The sequence below is a fragment of the Peptoniphilus olsenii genome, from assembly GCF_040545475.1.
GTDB classification, from domain to species: Bacteria; Bacillota; Clostridia; order Tissierellales; family Peptoniphilaceae; genus Peptoniphilus_A; species Peptoniphilus_A olsenii.
The window spans coordinates 175,619-198,556 of record NZ_JBEPMA010000002.1 but is presented as its reverse complement, the minus strand read 5'-3'; the positions used below and the strand labels follow the sequence as shown (position 1 = coordinate 198,556).

The window sequence follows — 22,938 nt, the reverse complement described above, 5'->3', positions numbered from 1 at the left end:
ATGATGAAAGCGATAGTTTGTGGAACAACTTTTGGTCAATCCTATATAAATGCGATAAAAAAAATAAATAATATTGAATTGGTAGGTATATTAGCTTTTGGAAGTAGTCGTTCTAAGAGGTGTGCAGAAGAACATAATGTTCCACTATATGTTGATGTAGATTCTATTCCAGGAAATATAGATATTGCATTTGTTATAATTAAATCTTCTGTATTGGGAGGTAAGGGAACTGAATTGTCAGAGAGTCTCTTAAAAAAAGGAATTCATGTGATACAGGAACATCCAATTCATTATAGAGAGATAGAGAACTGCTTAAAGTTGGCTCATGAATTCAACTCATATTATATAGTAGGGAATTTATATAATTCATTGGAAACTATTGAAAAATTTATTGAAGCTGCAAAATATTTAAATAAAAAAGATGTTCTTGAACATGTAGATATCATGACATCTTCGCAACTTCTTTATTCTTTGATAGGTATTCTGAACGAAGCATTACCTCTTCTTAGAAGTTTTAATATAATTCCAACGTTAACAGAGAAAAGATACCCTTTTAATCGTGTTGTTTTGTCAAATGGGCAATTGGATGTAAACTTACAAATTCATAATGAGGTTTCTGATGTGGATGGGAATAACCATATGCATCTTCTTCATAAAATTACTTTTTTTTATAAAAGTGGAAGATTAGATCTTGAAGATACCTTTGGATCTGTAATATGGAGGGATAGAATGAATATATCTGATAATATTGTGTTAGATTCAAAACAAATTGATGTTAATTATTTAAATAAGCCAATAAAATTTAGCTTGGCAAATTACAGTAACTTGACATATGAAACTATACTTTATGATGTTTTTCCGAATGCCATAAGGAAAGAAATTGAAAAATTTATTGAAAATGTTAAACAAAGAAAAAATAATATTACAAGAACGCAAAAGGAAATAATAGTTTCGAAAAAATGGGGAGAAATAATGAAAGAAATAGGGTTTCCTAAAAATGTTAAATTTGGTGAAGAACATCTTAACCATTTACAAGCTTTAAAAAATTTAGGGATGAAAAAATGAAACTAAAAAATGATAGTACAGACTTAGAATTATTTGATTATGTAAATGAGCTGAGAAAACAGGGAATGTTTTTGTTTGTGGAAGATAAAAAATTAAAATATAGAATCAAAAAAGAATTATACAATGAAGAGGTAATCAACGAAATTAAAGTTAACAAAGAGGATTTACTCAGATATTTATCAAAAGCACAAGAAAACACTTTGGAATTGAGTTCACTTCAGTTGGCATATATGGCTGGACAAGTAGATGGGGAATTTTTAAATAAAGTTAATGCTCATTATTATATTGAATTTGAAAAGCAAAATTTAAATATTGCTAATCTTGAAAAAAACATTAATTTGATGATTAGAAAAAATGATATTTTAAGATTGATTTTATTATCGGATGGTAGAGGGATTATACTGGAAAAAGTTCCTGAATATAAAGTTTTTAAATATCAATATAATTCTAAAGAGGATAGGTATAAAATGCGAAAGATTTTATCGCATATGAAGTATAATATCGAAACATGGCCTATGTTTAAATTCGTAGTTGGAAAGAAAATTAATGGCGGGAATAAAAATGATGTACTCCACATAAGTTTTGATTGTTCTATATTAGATGCGTGGAGTGCAGGTAATATGATATATAAGCTTTTTGCGTTATACGAAGGAGAAAAAATAAGTTTTTCCGATGTATCTTATAAAGATTATGTAATGAATTTAAGAATATATAAGGAACTTGCGTTTAATAAGAGACTTTTAGATGAGGCTGAAAAATATTGGAATAAAATGATAAAAACACTACCAAAAGCACCGAATTTAAGAACAAAAATGCCGATTAATGACTTAGAAGAATACAATTTTAAAAGAAAAGAATATCGTTTTAGTAAAGAACAAACTGACAATTTAATACATTATTCAAAACTAAGAGGTGTAACGTTGTCTGCTATATTAATCACTATTTATATGAAAGTATTGTCTGACTTAATTGAGACTGACGAATTAACAATAACAACAACATTATTTGGGAAATTACCAGTAGTTAAAAATGCAGATGAATTGTTGGGAGAATTTACAAATATAGGATTAATTAGCTATAAAGATGAATATAAATCTATATTAGAGTCCATCAAAAAAACCCAAAAACAAATATTTAAGTTATTAGAATATAGATGTTTTGATGGGATTAATGTTATAAATAAAGCTAGGCAAGAGAATGGAATAAATAAATTGTTTCCAATAGTAGTTACCTGTATGATTGGAGAGAGTTATAACAATTGCAAAAATGGATTCCATGAAATATGTTCATTAAGTCAAACACCTCAAGTTTATCTAGATCATCATATAAGAATGATTGATGATAGTATTGTGATTACTTTTGATTATATAGATGAATTATTATATGAAGAGGATATTATTTGGATGATAGGTAAGTATATTGATGTTTCAAATGAAATATGCTCTAATTTTTGATAAATCAACTATGGAGGGAATAATATGAAAAGAAAAAAGTTTAATATTGAGTATCAAAAAAGAATTTATAGTGGTAAATATAAAACAATAATCTCACAAGAAAATGTTAAAACGCTCCTGGTTGAACCAGAATTAGAGGAAGATAAATCGGAATTTAAGATAAATTATATTGATAATATTAATACAGACAATGAAGTAAAAAAGAGAAAGTATTTTGTCCAAAAATTTTTATTAGATTTATTAACTGAAATTAATGTTAAAAAAATAAAAATAGACAACAAGAATGAAAATATAATTAAATACTGGTTGAAATATGTGAAAGATTTTAAAGCAGATGAGATGAATGAAGTAAAAATCGCAGAGGATTCTTTATATAGAAAACTACAACTAAAAAAGAATTTATTTGTAGATATACTTGAGAATAATAATAAAAAAGAGCTTTTGCTTTTAGATAATGAAATATCCCCAGCAAAACTAGGCATTAGAAGTGAGTTTACTGAGAGTTTATTAGATAAATTAATTAAAAACATCAATAATGAAAGTAAAGATATTAAAAGGTTAACAATAGGCATTGTTAATGATGTAGATTGCACAATAAAAGATAACTTAGTCAGCAGAATTAAATATTTAAACAATGTAATTTTATTAAATGATTGCAATGATAAGAAATTTTTAAAAGATAATTACTTAAGTAGATTTGATCACATTATTTCTGTTAATTTTTTACATCAAATTGAAGATGTTGAATCTTTTTTCAAAACCTCAAAACTAATGTTAAAAAGAAACGGAAAAATTCATGTAATTGATTTTGGTAAAATGGATCCAATATCTATACTTACAGCCATATTTTTTCAAGAAAAAAATCTTAATGTAGAAACTGAAAAACGTACGCAGTTTTTTTATAAAGTTGATTACATTAAGGAAATAGCCAAAAAATATTTTTTAAAAAATACTATGTTTTCGATAGAAAATAATATTGCTTATTATCTCGAATCAGAAAACTATACAGATCATCTTGAGTTGATAAATAACTTAGAAAATGAAATTGGGTTAGATTTCGATAAGAAGATTGTTTTGCTGTCATTGGACTCTTTTGATGTGGATGTCTCTGATAAAGCAACAATAAAAGAACAATTAAAAAATCATAATGAAAATTTAGAAGAAATCTTAAAAATAATATGGATGCAAAATTTGGATATAGATGATGTAGATAGAAATTCTAATTATTTTAAGCTTGGAGGAAATAGCTTATCTGCAACAAAGCTTCTAGTTGAGATAGAAAGAAGATTAAAATGCAACCTAAAATTAAATGAAATTTTTTCAAATCCTGAATTTGAAAAAATGTTAAATTTGATAAATTCAAAACAGTTAGGTATGGAGGTAGTAGAAGGTGAAATATGATAGGAATAATTGGAGCTACTGGAGATATTGGTTCAGAATGTACTAAAATTTTGAATGATTATGGCATCAAAGATATAAAGTTGGGATATAGAAAAAAAGAAAAAGTTTATAAGAGTAAGAATACTTTTGCGTTTATAGATTTGGATGATATAAATACTTGTATTGAGTTTGTTGATGGATGTGACTGTATTATAAACTGTTCAGGGTATTCAGATTCATCAATATTTAATTTAATAGATACAGTTAATAAAAACAAATGTATTCTCATTGACTTAAGTTATTATAATTTCTATGAGAAATCTGTTTTTGAAGGAGGAACAATATATCATGGAGTTGGTTCATCGCCAGGATTAATAGAAGCATTGCCAGTTATTATTTCTAGAGTTTTTGATAAAACCCTTAGTTTTCAAATGTATTACGCCTCTAATGGAGAATTTACTTATAATGCAGCCAAAGAATACTTGAGATATTTAAGTGAAGATGGGTTTTATGCAAGATCAATCTTAAATTCAGGGAAGATAGAACCATATTTGGCAGAAAATAAAACAATAACATTGCCAATAAGCAGCGAAAGATGGGTGCCATTTCCGTATATTGATAAAAGAACTATTAAAGTTTGTAGGCAAATAGGTGTGGAAAATGCCATATTTTATATGTGCATAAAGAACGGATATGTTTGCAATTTTTTAAAGAATATTCGTTCCGATAACATTGAAAATATAAATGTAATGGCACAAAAATTAGTGGATTTATCCAATTTGGATAATATTGAAAAAAAAGATTTTGGAGGATTTATCTTAGAGGCAACAGGAATAAAAAATAAAAATACTATAGATGCTAATATGATTTTAAAAAGCATTTCACCAACTAGATTAACGGCTCTAACAGTAGCAGCTGTTTCCATTTTAGCTCTAGAACATGGTAATAAAACTGAAATCAAAGATATGAGTGAGTTTCCTTTATTAAATAGTTTACTTGATAAGATGATGGAAATGGATACAACATTTTATTACAAATTGATGAAAGGAACAAATTTGAAATTGAATAATATCTTTGAAGGAGAAATATAAAATGAAAAAAAGATTGAAAGCCATAGTTTGTGGCACGAATTTTGGGGAATTTTATTTAAAAGCATTAAAGAGAGCCGAATCAGATTTTCAAATTGTTGGTATTATCGGAAGAGGTAGTGAAAGGTCAAAGACATTTTCAAAGAAATATAATATACCACTGTATTTTAATGTTGAAGAATTGCCATCAGATATAGATTTAGCTTGCGTTATTGTTAGAAGTGAGGGAACAGGTGGGGATGGAACAGGATTGTGCATAGATTTACTAAATAAAGGAATAAACGTAATTCAAGAGCAACCTGTTTATCAAGAACATTTATATAAATGTTATAAGCTAGCAAGAGAGAAAAACCTTATTTACATGACTGCAAATCTATATTCAAATTTATCAAATATGCAGAGCTTTGCAGTGTATGCAAAAAAATTAAATATATATTCTAAGTTAGAATATATAAGTGTTTCTTTTTCTACACAATTATCATATGTAGCTTTGGATTTATTAGCTATTTCTGGTATTTTAGGTGATTTAGAGTTGGATAATAATATAATAAAGGGATTAGGCCCATTTGATATATTATATGGAAATATAGGGAAATTACCTATTTTAATAGAATTCAATAATCAATTAAATCCCAAAACACCTGATTACAATATGCAATTAATGTATAGTTTTAAACTTTATTATGAAGATGGAGTATTATCGCTAAATGATGCTTATGGAGATGTTGCTTGGCGTCCAAGAACATATTTAAAAGGAGCTAAAGACGATTTAAATATAGGTAAAGAGTCAATCTACAAGGTTTTGAATTCTTTAAAAGAAACGAGTACTTCAAAATTTTTTCAAACATACTGGATTGATTCAATAACAGCAGAATTGATTAAAATGAAGAAATATATGAATTCAGGCAAACTTGATATTCGTCGAGTAAACAGGGAACTATCAACATCTAAAAAATGGGAAATTTTGCAGAAAAAAGCGGGATATGCAAAGTTTATGGAGACTAGTAAAGAGAAGCTGCTTTTGCTGAGTGATATAAAAATTCTTGATGAATAATTTAATAAGGAGGTAAATAATGGAGAACGGTTATAAAGAAATAATTGAAAAATATTCTAAGCAAGGTATTGAGTTGTATGTTGATGGTGAAAAGTTAAAATATAAATCCATAAATGGTCAGTTAGATGAAGATATTTTAATGGAATTAAAATTAAATAAAGAGGGACTTAAAGAATACATTAAAAAACTTGAGAATAAATATGATGTTAAAGATGATTATGCACCATTTCCATTATCTCCAGTTCAGACATCATATCTTTATGGAAGAGATGACTTACATTCATATGGAAATGTATCTTGTCACATTTATCAAGAATTTTTATATGATAATTTAGACGTTTCAAAAGTACAAGATACATGGAATTACTTGATAAATAAACATGAAATGCTGAGGGCAGTTATATTTAAAGAAGGATATCAAAAAATACTACAAAAAGTTCCAGAATATGAGGTTGTTACTGGAGATAGGATATCTATTAGAGAACAGTTAGAGGATAAAGTTTATCAATTAGAAAAATGGCCGATGTTTGATATTGGAGTATCAAATTATGGAGAAAAATCAATTTTACACTTTTCGATGGATTTTATGATATGTGATTGGTCAAGTATATGGCAACTTTTATTAGAGTTTGAGATGAAGTATTTTAAAGGAATAGAGAATGATAGACAATCTAAGATATCATTTAGGAATTATATAATAAGTGAAGAAAAGACAAAAGAAAACTCGGAATACAAGAATGCGAAAGCATATTGGAGTCAAAAGACTAGAAAATTAAAGACATCTCCAGTAATACCTTTAAAAACGCTAAAAGAAACGGACGTTTGTAAGTTTAAAAGATTGTCTTTAACATTAGATAAGGATATGTGGGATAAATTTAAAATTTTAGCTCAAAACCATGCTTTAACACCGACAGCATCAGTATTGACTGTATATAGTGAAGTACTAAAAAAATGGAGTACAGAAAAAGAATTTCTTATAAATTTAACTTTATTTAACAAGAAAAATTTAGGGGAAAATATAGAATATTTAGTAGGAGATTTTACAAATACATCGGTAATTTCGATAAAAAACATAAAAGAATCTTTTTCAGAGTTAGCAAGAGAAGTTAATAAAGAATTATTCAGCTCAATAGATAATAGTGCATATCCTGGAGTTAATATATTAAGAGATATTGCTAAACTGCATAATTCCAAAGAATTTTTAGCGCCGTATGTATTTACAAGTGCAATAGGGTTAATTAAAAAGAGGTTGATAGGAAGATATGTGTATGGAATATCTCAAACACCGCAAGTATTTATTGATTGTCAAGCTATGGATACTGAATTAGGTTTACAGGTTAATTGGGATGTTCGTGAAGGAATATTTGAAGATGATATGTTGGAGGATATGTTTAGTGAGTTTAAGAAGATTTTAATAAATTTATCGAACAATGAAGAATTTTGGGAGAAACGTCTTGAAATTGATCTACCTAAGTGGCAACGTGAAATTAGAGAAAAAGTTAATGCTACAAATAAAAAAATTAATAATAAGACATTATTAGAAGATTTTATAGAAAAAGTAAAATCTTATCCAGATAAGGCGGCTATTATAGACTCCAGAGGCTCAATTTCTTATAAAGAATTATATAATAAGTCTGTATCTATAGCTTTAGCATTGAAAGAAAAAAATGTAAAAAAAGGTGAGCATATAATTGTAAAACTACCACATAATAAAAGTCAAGTTTATACTATTCTTGGAATACTTATGGTAGGAGCTATATATGTTCCAGTAGATTTTAATATAGAAGAAAAAAGATTAGAAAATATTTTAAAACAATGTAATTGTAAAGTTATTTTGACGAATGGCAGTTGTTATGATAGCAGACAAAGAAATTTTGTGAACATTGATGATGTAAATTATAGGTTAGATTTGATAAATATGTTTAATATAGAACATATCAATTCGACTGATGCAGCTTATATCATGTTTACGTCAGAGACTACTGAAAATCCAAAAGGTGCTGTAATAAATCATGGTGCAGTATTTAATACTATATATGATATAAATCAAAAATTTGAAATATCTGAGAGAGATTGCATATTAAGAATATCAAAATTAGATTTTGACTTATCTGTTTATGATATTTTTGGAATGCTATCAGTTGGAGGAACTATTGTATATCCTGATGAAAGTGAGTATTTAAATCCTGCTCATTGGGATAAATTGATTGAAGAAAATTCTGTGTCTATATTAAATATGGTACCAGAATTAATGAAACTATATTTAAATTATTTAGAAAATTTATCAAAAAAACAAAATTTTATTAAACTAATATTGCTATCAAGAGATTGGATTCCTTTAAATATGCCTAATGCGGTGCAAAAAACTTTTGTAGAATCTAAAATAATAGTATTGGGAGGTGCTACAGAAGCCTCTATATGGTCTAACTATCATGAATATAAAGGTATTAAAAAGGGATGGAAAAGCATTCCGTATGGGAAACCGCTCACTAATCAACAAATTTATGTATTAGATAAAAATTTTGAAGATTGTCCAGTTTATTGCGAAGGTAATTTATATATAGCTGGTAGTGGCTTGGCGGAAGGGTATTTAGGAGATAAAAAGTTAACAGAAGAAAAGTTCTTTATTCATCCTCTAAAGCAGATCAGACTTTATTCTACTGGAGATTTGGGTCGCTATTTATCAAGTGGAGAAATAGAATTTTTAGGTACGGAAGATACTCAGGTAAAAATAAGAGGCAATAGAATAGAACTTGAGGAGATAAAAAATGCTTTAATTAAGCAAAAAGTAATTTCAAATGCTATTGTAATGGTAAATGAAAATAAAAAAGAATTTCCTATTGAATCAGTAGTAACAATTGCTAGAGAAGACAGAGATGATAAATTAGATTCGCATTATGAAACTTTATTTAATAATAATGAGGGTATAGATATTAAAAATAAGGAATACTTATTTAGTAAGAAATATAGGGAATTATGCGATATAAGAGATAAAATATGTTTAAATGCTATACTAAATGCAATGATAGATACAGACATATTAAAAAAAGAACCAAATTCTGACTTATATAAAAGAAAAAGGAAATTAAATGATAATAAATATAATTGGATAATTGACAGATGGTTATATCAATTGATAGAAAAAAATATAATATATGCTGAAAATGGAGATTATAAAATTCAGTCTATTTTGACATATGATGATATTGCTAATTTATGGACAAAAGTTTTTTTAAAATGGGATGTTAAAAATGATAATAGTTTGAAGTACTTAAAGTATGTCAAAGACAGCACGGATAATTTAGTAGAAATTTTAAATGGGAAGATTGATCCAGTAAATATATTATATCCTGAGGGTTCTGATATTTACACTGATGCAATGTATAATACAAGTATAAATTCTATTGTTATTAATAATTTTTACTGTAATTTTATTAATGAGTATATTAAAAATAATAATCATAGGAAAATAAGAATTTTAGAAATAGGTGCCGGAACTGGGGCAACATCTGAAAAAATAATAGATTTATTAAATGGTGTAGATTATGAATATCATTTTACAGATGGAAAGAAATATTTTTTATCTAAAGCTAAAAAGAAGTTTGAAGATAATAAAAATGTTAAGATCTATCAATTGGACATTAATGAAGATCCTATAAAAATAGGAATAGAATACAATTATTTTGATATAATAATTGGCGCTTATGTTTTAGAAAATGCTAAAGATGTTGTAAGTAGTTTAAATTATATAAGAAATATATGTGCGCCTAAGGGATACTTACTATTTTCTGAGCCTATACGTAATGAACCGTGGATAATTGCATCTCAAGTATTTATGATGGAAAAACCATTAGATTCATTAAGGAAAAACAAATTTTTCTTATCAATAGAAGAATGGAAAAATATATTATATGAAAATAATGAAAAAATCTTTACTTTACCAAGAGAAGAATCTGTTATAGAGAAATTAGGAATGGTTTTGTTTATAAAACAGTTTAAAAGTGATTATTCTTTTATCAATAGAGAGAAAATATATAATAATCTTAAGATATGTTTGCCTATTGATTTGATGCCTGACAAAATAACTTTTTTAGAAAAATTCAAATTGACTTCAAATGGTATAGTTGACATAAAGAAAAATTTTTCATATGAAACGGATTATTTGAGATGTGCAGAAAATGAATCTATTAATTTTAATTCAAAAAAAACATCTATACCAAAAGAAGTATTGAATATTTGTGCTAAATTTTTAGATGAAGAAGAATTAAATTTAAATAAGAATTTATATGAATGTGGAGCTGATTCATTGATTTTAGCTCAAATAGCAGCTGAAATTATAAAAAGCATTGAATCAAGTAGCACATTTGAATCTATACTTAGAGAATTAATAGATGAACCAACTTTTTATAGGATTTCTGAGTTATTGAAAGGCGGAAACGCTACAGAGCATAATATTTCTAATGATGAATTTATATACTCAAAAAAATATAGTGCAGCCATCGAGGATAAAAGATTAAGAGTTATATTACATGGAGCTTTTGGAAATCTTGAAAATTTAAAAAATTTAGCAATGGAATTATGTTCTCAAAATAAAGGAGATATATTATTGATGGGTGTATCAGATATAGGTAAGTATCTAGATATAAATTCAGATGAATTAGTTGAAAAATTGGCAAATGAGTATTATAAAGAAATACAAAAATTTTCTCCAACAAATGTTCAAATAATAGGATATAGCTTTAGCGGGGTAGTTGCAATAGAAGTTTCTAGGAGATTATTAGAAGCGGGAATTTTAGTAGATAATTTAGCAGTTATAGAAGGTGGAAGCTTGTTAAATTATAATTATGATGAATTATTATTGGAATTTAATTTCTTACAAGCATTTAATATTGAAATTTCAGATATAGGATTTAAAGAAACAAATATATTAGATATAGCATTTTCTAATATGGATAATAATTATGAGAATGCAATGACGGTTAATAATATATTGAGTAAAATGCGATTCGAAGAAGATATACTTTATGTAAAAAAATTAAATTCTTTATCTCAACAAGAAAGATTTGAATTATATTATAATTTAGTAAAAAATAAGGGAAATTCAATTACAAAAAAATCTTTTTTAGATATGTATAAAATTTTCATAAAGTCATTTAATGCTCAAAAATTTATGCCTGAAATATATTTTGGGGATATAGATTACTATATAGCAAAAGATAATGTTGGGGCATATAAGCACTTTAATATCCTAGCTGAAAATTGGAAGAATATAATTATTGGCGATATTAGAAAATTTTATATACCAGGCAATCATTATAGTTCAGTACAAGAAAAGTCAAACTCAAAAGTTTTAGCAAATATGTTAAATGAAAATATGTCGAGCGAAATATAGAGAATAAAGTATATATTATAATAAATATTTAAAAAAGAAAGTATATCGTTTTGTGGGGGGTGAAAAAATGATAGAAACAATTATTTGTGGAAAAGTATCAGGAAATTTTATTGTAGAATCTTTATTTAAATTAAAAGATATAATTGAAATATCAGGAATTTTTGAAGTTAATTCTAAGACAACAATTAGAGATGCATATTTTAATAATTTGCCACTTTTTACAAATATAAAAAATATCCCTAATAATACTAAACTTGCATATGTTCCATTTAATTCTGAAATTAATAGAGATGTAGATATTGTTCGCTATCTATTAAATAGAGGAATAAACGTAATTGAAGAAATTCCTAAAAGTAAAAAAGATACAATAAAATATTTAAAGGAAATAAAAAGTAAAAACTGTTACTATCTTATTAGAAATTTATATGAAGAAACAGAAATTTCAAAAATGTTCATAAGAAAAGCGAAACAAATAATGCAAGAACAAAAAATAATATATATTGATTCGTTTATATCTAAAGATATGTTATTTTCTATTTTTAAAATTATTAAGTCAAGCCTTAATGAGAATTTTTGTTTTGAAATAAAAACATTTAGTCATGATGAATTTATTACCATTAGTGGGAAAATATCGGAAATAACATTTTGCTTTAAAGTATATGATCCTATAAATATTAATAACAGATGCAAATACTATGAAAATAAATTGGAGTTTGTATTTGAAGATGGTAGTTTGATTTTAGAAATTTTTAAAAATATAATTATCTGGGAAAATAGAAGAAATTTATTTTTTGATAAAGATAACATAAATATAAATTTATACAATGCAGAACAACTACTAAATTTAAAAACATCTTTTACAGTCGAAAATAAAACAGATTTAAATGATGAATTATTACTTTTGGTAAAAAAACAGATCACTTTTTTAAATAATATGAAGAATGATGGAAGAAAATATTTGCCAAAGGTACACGAGATTATTAAAGATGTTCAATTATTTGATGAATTTGAATATTTAGTAAGAAAGTTTGATTTAAAAGATGACCTTACAATAAAACAAAACTCATATTTATCCTCAAATTTAGAAAAAAATGAGTGGTTGTATGAAACACCTAATTTAATGAATATTCATTGTATACAAGATGTTGAAAGAAGGTACTCATTTATAGATCATGTTCATGTAAATAAATTTTTAGAATCGATAAATATGTATATATGTTTGTCCATGATATTGTTTTTTCAAAATAATGGTGTTTTTATTGATTGTAATCGCAAATATAATATAAATGAGATTATTGAAAAAAACTTTAATAGTAGAAATAAAAATATTATATTAAGATGGTTAAATATATTATTCGAAAATGAATTTATACATCTAGAAAATAATAATTGTTATTTGCGTAAAGTCGTGAATAAAAATAACATTGATAGATATTATGAAGATGCAAAGAACTTATGGGATTGGAAATTAGGAGATCCGTTGTCTATAGATTATATAAATCAAAATATAAAATATTTACAAGAATTATTTGATGGAAAGAAAAAATGTAATTCTATATTATTTCCTGGGGGAGACCTGAAATATGCAAAGGCATTATATAAGAACAACATGGTATATAGATATATTAATGACTTAGTAGCAATAACTATATCTGATTATGTAAAAAAATATTCTAGTGGAATTAATAAGATAAAAATTTTAGAAATAGGAGCTGGAATAGGAGCTACTACAGATAGCGTATTAAAAAGATTAATAGATGAAAATTTGATTGATGAAGTATTATATAAATATACAGATATATCGAATTTTTTTATCCAGTGTGCAAAAAGCAAATATGAAAATGTAGTTAGTAACATCGAATATGAAAAGATTGATATAGATAAAGATATGGAAAAGTTAGGAAAGGAAACTTTTGATATAGTGATAGCTGTAGGTGTATTAAATAATTCTGGAAAATTAAATACAGTATTGAGAGAGATATATAATACTGTAAAAAAAGATAGTCTTATATTAATTGCAGAACCAGTTAAAGAACCTCCTGAAATGCTTGTTTCACAAGTTTTTATGATGACAAAACCAACAGATATTAGGCTAGAGAAAAATAGAACATTTTTAAATAGATTAGAATGGCTTGATTTATTAAAGGATACATTTGATAAAAAACAAATTCTTACTTATCCTAAAAATACACACGCCTTGTATGAATTTGGGCAACAATTATTTGTTGTTAAAATATAAAAAGAGGAGATAAATAAGTAGTCATGAAAGAAACAATTATTTTAGTATGTGGAGCTTTTCATTATGAATGGTGCTGGAATGAACATTTTATACCATACTTTAAGGAAAAAGGATACAATTTACATGTGCATGCATTATCAAAAGAAGCTAAAAATTTAAAAGATTCTATGAAAATATTAAGGGAAAATATTAAAAAAATTGATACAGAGTTTATTTTTATAACACATTCTATGGGTAATTTGTTTATAAATGAATTTTTAAAAACTTATAAAGATTGTGTGCCGAAATCAATGGTTTTTTTAATGCCATTTCCAATTGAAAACAGGATTAAAAATTTATTCTTTACTAATAAGAATTATATTAAGTTGACAAGGGAAGAATTCTTTTTTTCTGGAAGAGTTAATAACGCTAAAAAGTATATTGATAAAATGAATAAGGAACCTCTAAGCATAAGAATGTTGCCTGTTATTTATTCCTCAATTAAAAAAATAGAATTTAATGTTCCAATATTAACCATATATTCTAAAAATGACAATTGTTTACTCGGAGAATCAGTAATGGAATCAGCTAAGTTGTATAAATCAAAAATCGTTGTTTTAGACGATGTGTGTCATGATTGTATGCTTGATCCAGAATGGAAACTAGTAGCGGACCTAACAATAGAATTTATAGATAATTAAATAATATGTTATCATAAAAAAATGTAATTGATAGTGATTGTTGACTTCATTAGCTTCTTTATGCTAAAATATAGTAAACGGTGTTATCTTAATTTGGGAGGTGAAACTTACTGAGAGACAAAGATGTTACAATAGAGAAAATATTAAAAAGTGCAAAAAGCGAGTTTACAGAACATGGATTCGAAGAGGCTTCTATTCGTACTATTGCTAGAAACGCAGGAATTACACCTGGTGCAATATATAAACATTTTAAGTCTAAAGAAGAAATTTTTAAGGTACTTGTAAGTCCTACACTTAATCACTTATACAGAAGAAGTAAAGAATTGACAAATCAAGCGATTGAAGAAATTAAAGTAAATGGTTTACAAGCTTTTGGAGAAAAATCTGATGATAATAATAGGGAATTATTGGAATTTATTTACCAAAACGATCCTATAGTTAATCTTCTGTTTAACTGTTCTCAGGGTACGGAATTTGAATCAATTCGTCATGATTTAGTGAATCTCGAAGTGCAGGGTGCTAAGAAATTAATTGAGGTTCTTAAAGAAAAAAAAATAGAAGTAAATGATTTGAATGATGATGAACTTCATGTTCTTTATACAATGGCATGTACGCCTTTATTTGAGGTAATCACACATAGGTATCCATATAATGAAGCCTTAAATTTTATCGATATGATGGAGGCAGCAATGAATTTTGGTTGGAGGAGGATTATTAAATGAAAACATAATATAAAATTAAAAAATAATAAATTTTGAAATCGGGTTAATCCCGATTTTCTGCGTTTTATGGAAAGTAAACAAAAATAAGAAAAATTTACCAGTAAAGATTATTTTGAATCAATCATATTGTAACTGGTAAATAAATATAAAAATTTAAATGGAGGTATTCAAATGAATGAATCAAAATTAAAAACAAAAGATTTAGTTAACATCGGCATTTTTTCAGTGATTTATATGGCGTTATCCATGGCGGTAATGTTTATTCCTGTGTTTTCTCCGATACTTTGGTTATTATGGCCAGCAATGACAGGCATAATATGTAATTTTATTTACATGTTGTTGGTCTCTAAGGTGCCAAAACCAGGAACGGCTTTACTTTTGATAGCAATTACAGGGATTATATATTTTGCTATAGGAGAATGCACTTTTACAATTGTCATAACTTGCGTTATTGCAGGGGTTTTAGCAGAAATTACTAGAAAAATTTTGGGATATAAAAGTCAAAAAAGCGTAATAGTATCTTCAGGATTGATTTGCATTGGGTTGATTGGCTCACCATTGCCTATGTGGTTGTTCCAAGAATCTTATATGAAGTCTATTATTAAAATGGGAATGAGTCCAGAATATGTAAATAAATTACAAACTTTAATTTCAATTCCAACACTTATCGGGATGATCATTACTGCATTTATTGGAGGAGTCATTGGTGCATATATAGGTAAAACAATGTTCAAAAAACGTTTTGAGAAAGCTGGAATTATGTAAATGGAGGGTATTGTAAGAGGCATTATAAAGCTAAATCCACTAACTGAAATCATTTTTTTGATTTCAGTTAGTATTATTAGCTTTGCAAATAATAGCTTAAAATTAGATTTTTTTATTCTTTTAATTGTTGCTATTATAGCCTTATTTATGGGACTTGTTAAAATATCTTTAAAGGCATTATCTATGTTTGTATTATTACAGGGATTGAAATATTTTGTTTTGCCGATTCTACCAGATGTCATATCAGCACATTTTGGATTATTGGTGATTCATGCTCCTAAGTTAATACCGATTTTTTTAGTTGGTCAAATTCTTGTAAAAACTAATCCTATACGAAATATTATGTATGCCTTAAAAATGATGCATTTTCCAAAAAGCCTAATTATTTCTCTAGCAATAGGCATCAGATATTTTCCATCTTTAAGAGAAGAAAAAATATTAATCTCAGATGCAATAAAAATAAGAGGCGTGACTGGATTTAAAAAGATACAATTAGGACTAATATCATTAATAGTTACAGCTTCTAATACCGCAGATGAATTAGCTCAGGCTATTACAGTAAGAGGGATAGAAAATCCTGCAAGAAAGACTTTTATGGATGATGCAGGATTTAACATTTGGGATCTAATAATTATTCTATTATGCATTCTGATGTTCTTTAATTTAAAGTTCAAGTTATTTTTATAAGAGGTACGAAACATGATTAATATAAATGAAGCTTCATATTCCTATAAGAGAAGCTTAGAAGAACAGTTAAAGAAAATTTCAATAAAGATTAATCAAGGAGAAGTTATCTTATTATGCGGAAAATCTGGTTCTGGGAAAACAACTATAACAAAATTAATCAATGGATTGATTCCTCATTTTTTAGAGGGAAATTTATTAGGAAATATTTTTATAAATGGGATAAACACAAAACAAATGAAGATATATGAAATTTCTGAAAAAGTGGGAACAATTTTTCAAAACCCCAAAACACAGTTTTTTAATTTAGATTCAGATAGTGAACTAACATTTGGATTAGAAAATTTAGGTGAAAACCCTGATAAAATAAAAAGACAAGTTTTTAAAGTGGTACGTGATTTGGGAATTGAAAGATTAAAAAACAGAAATGTTTTTATGATGTCAGGTGGAGAAAAACAATTACTTGCTATTGCATCTATTTATGTTACCAATCCAGATGTATATGTGTTTGATGAACCTTCTGCAAATATTGATGAGTATGGCATTGAAAGAATAAGAGAGATGCTTATAAATCTTAAAGCTCAGGGCAAGACAATTATTATTTCTGAACATAGACTCTATTATTTAATGGATTTAATTGATAGAGCTATTTATTTACAAGACGGAAAAATAAAATATGTTTTTTCAAATGTGGAATTTTCTTCAATTACTGACGAATCACGAAAGAAACTGGGACTTAGAACTTTTGTAAGAAAGAAAAATGATGATTTTACAAATCCTGTCACATTTTGTGAATCTGATGACTTTGTAGTTTCAAATTTAGAATATGAAAATAAGAAACAAAAAATTTTAGATAAGATAAATATTTCCGGAAACAAGGGAGATATTATTGCAATAACTGGTAAAAATGGTCAAGGAAAAACAACATTAATGAGAATTTTATGTGGACTGTTGAAAGAAAACGAAGGAAAAATAAACTATAAAGGAAGTCCCATAAAATATAAAAAACGAAGAGAACTTTGTTATATGGTTATGCAAGATGTAATTCACCAGTTTTTTTCTGAATCTGTAAGAGATGAATTTAGTTTATTTGATTCTAAAATAGATGAAAAGCAAATAGATAATATTCTAGAAAAATTAGATCTTAAAAAATTAGATAATCGTCATCCTATGTGCTTATCAGGAGGTCAAATGCAGAGACTTTCTGTAGCATTGGGGATGTTAATGGATAGAGAAATTATTATTTTGGACGAACCAACGAGTGGACTTGATTATACAAATATGCTCGAAATAAGCAAAGTCATTAAAGAATTTTCAAATAATAAAATTATATTTATTGTTACGCATGATAATGAATTGATTGATAGTACATGTAATAAATTATTGGAGATTTGCGATGGCAGAATAAAAAGATTTTATGAAAGAAGGTAAAAGATGGATATTTTAAAGGGACATAAAAGCAAGATTTTCGCAGCTGTATTCATTGCGATAATAGGAGTAGGATTTGGTGTAATACCTTATTTTTCTGTAGCAGCCATTATTAATAACTTGGTTGCAAAAAATACAAATTTAAATAATTATTATCCATATATTTTTGCTATATTTCTGGGATTTATGGCAAGTATATTATTTCATGAAATATCTACTATTATTTCTCATAATCTTGCCTACAGGATTATTGAAGATAAAAGAAAGTTATTAGCTGACAAATTAAGTAAAATTTCTATGGGAGAAGTTGAAAGAAAAAGCAGCGGACAGTGGTCTCAATTTATGGTGGAAACACTTGATAAAATGGAAAAACCGATTGCTCATGTGATTCCAGAAGTTATTGCTAATATATTCATTCCTATAGTATTGATCATAACAATTTTTATAATGGACTGGAGAATAGGAATTGCAAATTTACTTACAATTCCATTGGGATTATTGTTCTCAATGTTAATGATGCGAGGTTATGAAGAAAAATCTAAAAGATACCAAGAAGCAGCTAAAGCTATGAATACGACAATGGTTGAATATGTAAATGGTATTAAAGTTATAAAAGCATTTAATAAATCAGCATCATCATTTGGGAAATTTAGAAAGACTGTTGAAGAGAATAAGAACGCAATGCTTGATTGGTATTTGAGTGTTTGTTTTTCAATGACAGCAACTATGGAAACTATCCCGTCAACTATGGTATTCGTTTTACCAGCTTCCTTGTATTTCTTTATGAAGGGTAGTGTTGAAGTAGGGACTCTTATCATGTGTATATTGCTATCATATGCTTCATATAAACCATTAATAAAAGCTATGAGTCATATGGAAACAATAGCAAATATAAAAGTTGTATTTGAAGAAATAAAAAAAATAATGGAAATTCCTAACTTAAAAAGAGGAGAAGAAGTAAGAGATATAAAATCTTATGATGTAGAGTTTAAAGATGTTACATTTGCATATGAAGAGTCAAAGAATGTATTAAATAATATTTCGTTTAAAGCAAATGAAAATGAGTTAACTGCAATCGTTGGAAATTCAGGTAGTGGAAAGTCTACTATTACAAAACTAATCGCAGGATTTTGGAATGTTTCTAATGGAGAAATTTTAATTGGAAAAACAAATTTGAACGAATTGCCTTTAAAACAGAATATGGAGCTTGTTAGCTATGTGTCGCAAGAAAACTTTCTTTTTAATAAAACAATATTAGAAAATTTAAAGATGGCGAAGGAAGATGCGAGTATGGATGAAATTAAAGAGGCTTGTGAAAAAGCGAGTTGCTATAATTTTATAAAGGGTCTACCAAATGGATATCAAACTATTGTAGGGAAGGGAGGAGCAAATCTTTCTGGAGGAGAAAAGCAAAGAATTGCAATAGCTAGGTGTTTTTTAAAGAATAGTCCTATTGTACTACTTGATGAAGCAACAGCATATTCTGATCCTGACAATGAATCAGTTATTCAACAGTCTATTGATAAGTTAATTAAAGATAAAACAGTGATTATGGTAGCTCACAGGTTATCTACAATTGTAAATGCAAATAAAATAATTGTGGTGGATAATGGAGAAGTAATTGAAGAAGGTACTCATAAACAATTACTCGAGTTAAATGGGAGATACAAAAAAATGTGGGATGTATATACAGAATCTAAAGAAATCGAGGTGATATAAAGTGAGAGAATTGATAAAAACTTTATATGAGGTGTCAGGGTCATATTCAAATAAAATAACAAAAATGCTCATTTTTGATGTATTTAAGGGAGTATTTGAAGGAGTTTCTTTAGGCGCAATTCTATTATGTTTGACCAAAATTTGTGAAAATATATTTACGAACCAAAGCATTTTAATGAAAGATGTGTATATTGTTTTTATTATTGCAGCTATAAGTTTGGTGGGGAAAATTATATTTGGATATCTGGCTGATAAAAACAAATATATTGCTTCGTACAATTTAGGAGCAGAAAATAGATTATATATTGGTGATCGTTTAAAAAATGTAAACATGGGATATTTCAGCACAAATTCTTTAGGGAATATAGCAGGAGCATTGTCAACTGTTATAGGTGAACTTGAAACAATAGGAGTTTTTATTATTGAGCAAATGCTTGTAGGTACAATACAGACACTAATTATGGTTATTTTCATACTACCTTATGATTTTGCAACAGCTATAATTATATTGTTGACTTTGATTGTTGGAACCTTAGTAAACTTATTCACACAAAAAAGCACAGATCAACTAACAGAGAGATTGTTAGGACTTAAATTGGATTTAAGTGAAAAAATGCTTGAGTATGTAAATGGGATAGGAATAACTAAAGCATTTGGAAAAGATCAAAATACAGTTAAGGAACTAAACGAAAGTATTACAAAAAGTCGCAAAGGTTTCCTTGCTGTAGAAAAAATTTTAGTTCCAACACAGTTTTTATTCTTGTTAGTATTTAAACTTGGTATTTGTGTGATAATTTTTAGTTCTATAATAAGATATTTATCAGGGGATATTGAAGTTACTAAAGCTATTATATTAATTGTTATGAGTTTTGTTGTTTTTTCTGGATTTGAATTAGCAGGAAGTATGCAGAGTATTAAGGGTGTTGCCGTACGAAATCTTAATACTGTTATAAATTTAAGAAATTTGCCTGTAATTGAAGAAGGTGAAATGACAGAAGTAGATAAAGCAGAAATATCAATGAACAATATTTCATTTTCTTATGGAAAAGAAAATCTTTTCAATAATATAAGTATGCTTGTTCCAGATGGGAAAACTACTGCTCTTGTTGGATTTTCAGGAAGTGGTAAAACAACACTTTGCAATTTAATGGCGAGGTTTTGGGATGTAAATTCTGGCGAAGTAAAAGTTGGAAATCTAAATATTAAACAGTACAAGTATGATGAATTGCTTTCAAATTTTAGCTTTGTTTTTCAAGACGTGTATCTTTTTGATGATACCATAAAAAACAATATTAAGTTTGGTAATCCAAATGCAACAGATGAAGAAATGATAGATATTGCCAAAAAAGCTCAGTGCCATGATTTTATTATGAAATTGCCACAAGCTTATGAAACTGTTTTGCAAGAAGGGGGTTCAAATCTATCGGGTGGTGAGCGTCAACGAATTTCTATTGCAAGAGCCATGTTAAAACAGAGTAGGTTTGTAGTTCTTGATGAGGCAACTTCGAGCGTAGATCCAGAAAATGAAAAAGAATTATTGATTGCTTTGAAAAACTTATTAAAAGGCAAAACCGTTATTGTAATTGCACACAAGCTTTCTACTGTAAAAAATGCAGATCAGATAGTTGTTTTAAAAGATGGTGTTATAAAACAAGTAGGAACACATAGTGAACTTGCATCTAAACATGGAATATATAAGGATTTTATTGAAATCAGAAAACAATCTGATAAGTGGAAGATTTAAATTTGAGTAATAGATCAATCTTAATTTTTGACGAACCTACAAGTGGTTTGGATTTTAAGAATATGAAAAAAGGAGGATGATTTTATGAAACAAGATATGAAAGAACAATTATTAACAAAAAGACCCATAGATTTACTTTTTCAATTATCTGTCCCTGCTGTAATAGGAATGATAGTAATAGGTCTTTATCCACTAATGGATGGAATTTTTGCAGGAAATATTATAGGACAAACTGCAATGACAGCTTGTGGTGTAGCTATGCCACTTACCTTTTTTAATAGTGGAGTATCTACACTCATAGGTGTAGGTTCAGCATCGGTTTTATCAAGAGCTATAGGAAAGGGCGACCAAAAAACAGTTGATAAAATTATGGGGAATTTAATCTTTTGGGTTATTCTATTCTCATCAATTATTACAATAGGCGGAATTTTACTTGCACCACATTTTTTAGATATGGTTGGAGCAAGTGGAGAAATTAAAGAATATGGTATCAGATATTTACGAGTAATTTTTATTGGTTCTTTATTTGTAAACTTTACTCAATCAGCAAACATGGTTATGCGTGGAGAAGGATTAATGAAAAAAGCAATGCTAATTATGGGGCTAGGGGCTTTTTTAAACATAATTCTTGATCCAATTCTAATGAAATTAATGGGAAAATACGCAATAGAAGGGGCTGCACTTGCAACTATTACAGCACAATTCGTTCAAGCGATAATAACACTCCATTACTTCAAATATAAAAGTAAAGCAGTAAAAATAAATAAAATCAAACCTGATCAGGAAATAAAAAAAGAAATGTTTGGCGTAGGGTCATCTGCTATGATGATGCAAATTTTATTTATGATTCAACAAACAATGCTATATAAAATGTCATTTAAATATGGCGGAGATACAAATGCTATCTTGATGGCAGCAACACTTAGAATATATGCCTTTTCATTCATTCCACTTTGGGGAATGAGTCAAGGATTGCAGCCTGTTGTCGGAACAAACTTCGGAGCAAAGCAATATGACAGAGTAAGGCAAGCAATGAAGGTATTTTCTATCGGAGGATTAGTTCTTGCATCAATATTTTGGATACCAGCATTAGCATTTTCAAAGAATATACTTTCCTTATTTGGAGTAGAAGAAAGTATTATAACTCAAGGGATAGGGAACTTTAGATTATTTTATTCTATCTTTATCCTATATGGAGTAATGGTAATGACTATAACATTCTTCCAATCAATAGGAAACGCAAAAAAAGCCGGCATAATAGTAATGCTAAGACAGTTATTTTTATTCGTACCTGCCATGATTATTTTACCAATGATATTTGGAGTTAAAGCAGTATGGTTTGCAGAACCCCTTGTAGATTTAATTATGATAATAGCTGGTGTAGTAATGATGTTTGGGGAATTAAATAGGATGGATAAAATTAGTTTGAAAAATTCAAGTAATGAATAATAAGTAGGTTTATTTAAAAGAATGGAGGGAAATATGCAAATAAATATAATTAAATTACATTTACCTTTTTTCTTT

At 27.3% G+C, this 22,938-nt stretch carries 15 protein-coding genes and 1 pseudogene; all 16 read left to right on the top strand.

The genetic code is table 11. The features are described from left to right. The 16 genes and pseudogenes from ABID14_RS03045 to ABID14_RS02970 all read left to right on the top strand — a co-directional run bounded on the left by ABID14_RS03045 (nt 1) and on the right by ABID14_RS02970 (nt 22,863). Complete coding sequence (locus ABID14_RS03045; RefSeq protein WP_154541799.1) at nt 1-1,065, top strand: Gfo/Idh/MocA family oxidoreductase; 1,065 nt, start codon at nt 1-3, stop codon at nt 1,063-1,065. Next, entirely contained in the window at nt 1,062-2,519 is a 1,458-nt protein-coding gene (locus ABID14_RS03040) for a condensation domain-containing protein (RefSeq protein WP_209772407.1), read from the top strand. Before ABID14_RS03045 ends, ABID14_RS03040 begins: the two co-directional genes overlap by 4 nt. Before the next feature lie 24 nt (nt 2,520-2,543). Further along, nucleotides 2,544-3,920 (top strand): phosphopantetheine-binding protein, encoded by a 1,377-nt coding sequence (locus ABID14_RS03035; RefSeq protein WP_099320406.1) that lies wholly within the window; start codon nt 2,544-2,546, stop codon nt 3,918-3,920. Then, complete coding sequence (locus ABID14_RS03030; RefSeq protein WP_099320407.1) at nt 3,917-4,990, top strand: SDR family oxidoreductase; 1,074 nt, start codon at nt 3,917-3,919, stop codon at nt 4,988-4,990. Before ABID14_RS03035 ends, ABID14_RS03030 begins: the two co-directional genes overlap by 4 nt. Nucleotide 4,991: 1 nt before the next feature. After that, on the top strand, nt 4,992-6,041 hold the full coding sequence (locus ABID14_RS03025) for a Gfo/Idh/MocA family oxidoreductase (protein ID WP_354367054.1): 1,050 nt from the start codon (nt 4,992-4,994) through the stop codon (nt 6,039-6,041). 19 nt (nt 6,042-6,060) lie between these two features. Next, on the top strand, nt 6,061-11,433 hold the full coding sequence (locus tag ABID14_RS03020) for an AMP-binding protein (protein WP_354367052.1): 5,373 nt from the start codon (nt 6,061-6,063) through the stop codon (nt 11,431-11,433). Between the two features lie 67 nt (nt 11,434-11,500). Further along, complete coding sequence (locus ABID14_RS03015; RefSeq protein ID WP_354367050.1) at nt 11,501-13,672, top strand: class I SAM-dependent methyltransferase; 2,172 nt, start codon at nt 11,501-11,503, stop codon at nt 13,670-13,672. A 23-nt stretch (nt 13,673-13,695) separates the two neighbouring features. Next, complete coding sequence (locus tag ABID14_RS03010) at nt 13,696-14,352, top strand: hypothetical protein (RefSeq protein WP_354367049.1); 657 nt, start codon at nt 13,696-13,698, stop codon at nt 14,350-14,352. A gap of 110 nt (nt 14,353-14,462) precedes the next feature. Further along, nucleotides 14,463-14,615 (top strand): annotated as a pseudogene (locus tag ABID14_RS03005) (TetR/AcrR family transcriptional regulator); the annotation flags it as partial. Between the two features lie 60 nt (nt 14,616-14,675). Further along, a complete protein-coding gene (locus ABID14_RS03000; RefSeq protein WP_354367047.1) occupies nt 14,676-15,074 on the top strand; it encodes a hypothetical protein in 399 nt (132 codons plus the stop codon). 171 nt (nt 15,075-15,245) lie between these two features. After that, nucleotides 15,246-15,839, top strand: coding sequence for an MptD family putative ECF transporter S component (locus ABID14_RS02995; protein WP_049690786.1), 594 nt, complete (start codon nt 15,246-15,248; stop codon nt 15,837-15,839). Next, the gene (locus tag ABID14_RS02990; RefSeq protein WP_000398547.1) at nt 15,840-16,526 is read left to right on the top strand and encodes an energy-coupling factor transporter transmembrane component T family protein; all 687 of its coding nucleotides are present in this window, start codon (nt 15,840-15,842) and stop codon (nt 16,524-16,526) included. A gap of 12 nt (nt 16,527-16,538) precedes the next feature. Next, on the top strand, nt 16,539-17,954 hold the full coding sequence (locus tag ABID14_RS02985; RefSeq protein ID WP_049690787.1) for an ABC transporter ATP-binding protein: 1,416 nt from the start codon (nt 16,539-16,541) through the stop codon (nt 17,952-17,954). A 3-nt stretch (nt 17,955-17,957) separates the two neighbouring features. Continuing rightward, nucleotides 17,958-19,670 carry an ABC transporter ATP-binding protein gene (locus ABID14_RS02980; protein ID WP_049690788.1) on the top strand — a complete coding sequence of 571 codons (1,713 nt, stop codon included), beginning with the start codon at nt 17,958-17,960 and terminating at the stop codon, nt 19,668-19,670. Nucleotide 19,671: 1 nt separating this feature from the next. After that, the gene (locus tag ABID14_RS02975; RefSeq protein WP_049690789.1) at nt 19,672-21,414 is read left to right on the top strand and encodes an ABC transporter ATP-binding protein; all 1,743 of its coding nucleotides are present in this window, start codon (nt 19,672-19,674) and stop codon (nt 21,412-21,414) included. An 84-nt stretch (nt 21,415-21,498) separates the two neighbouring features. Beyond that, nucleotides 21,499-22,863 carry an MATE family efflux transporter gene (locus ABID14_RS02970; RefSeq protein WP_101603786.1) on the top strand — a complete coding sequence of 455 codons (1,365 nt, stop codon included), beginning with the start codon at nt 21,499-21,501 and terminating at the stop codon, nt 22,861-22,863. Nucleotides 22,864-22,938 lie beyond the last annotated feature (75 nt).

Coding starts and splice junctions, on each gene's coding strand:
- ABID14_RS03045 (WP_154541799.1), top strand. CDS start 1: ATGATGAAAGCGATAGTTTGTGGAACAACTTTTGGTCAATCCTATATA.
- ABID14_RS03040 (WP_209772407.1), top strand. CDS start 1,062: ATGAAACTAAAAAATGATAGTACAGACTTAGAATTATTTGATTATGTA.
- ABID14_RS03035 (WP_099320406.1), top strand. CDS start 2,544: ATGAAAAGAAAAAAGTTTAATATTGAGTATCAAAAAAGAATTTATAGT.
- ABID14_RS03030 (WP_099320407.1), top strand. CDS start 3,917: ATGATAGGAATAATTGGAGCTACTGGAGATATTGGTTCAGAATGTACT.
- ABID14_RS03025 (WP_354367054.1), top strand. CDS start 4,992: ATGAAAAAAAGATTGAAAGCCATAGTTTGTGGCACGAATTTTGGGGAA.
- ABID14_RS03020 (WP_354367052.1), top strand. CDS start 6,061: ATGGAGAACGGTTATAAAGAAATAATTGAAAAATATTCTAAGCAAGGT.
- ABID14_RS03015 (WP_354367050.1), top strand. CDS start 11,501: ATGATAGAAACAATTATTTGTGGAAAAGTATCAGGAAATTTTATTGTA.
- ABID14_RS03010 (WP_354367049.1), top strand. CDS start 13,696: ATGAAAGAAACAATTATTTTAGTATGTGGAGCTTTTCATTATGAATGG.
- ABID14_RS02995 (WP_049690786.1), top strand. CDS start 15,246: ATGAATGAATCAAAATTAAAAACAAAAGATTTAGTTAACATCGGCATT.
- ABID14_RS02990 (WP_000398547.1), top strand. CDS start 15,840: ATGGAGGGTATTGTAAGAGGCATTATAAAGCTAAATCCACTAACTGAA.
- ABID14_RS02985 (WP_049690787.1), top strand. CDS start 16,539: ATGATTAATATAAATGAAGCTTCATATTCCTATAAGAGAAGCTTAGAA.
- ABID14_RS02980 (WP_049690788.1), top strand. CDS start 17,958: ATGGATATTTTAAAGGGACATAAAAGCAAGATTTTCGCAGCTGTATTC.
- ABID14_RS02970 (WP_101603786.1), top strand. CDS start 21,499: ATGAAACAAGATATGAAAGAACAATTATTAACAAAAAGACCCATAGAT.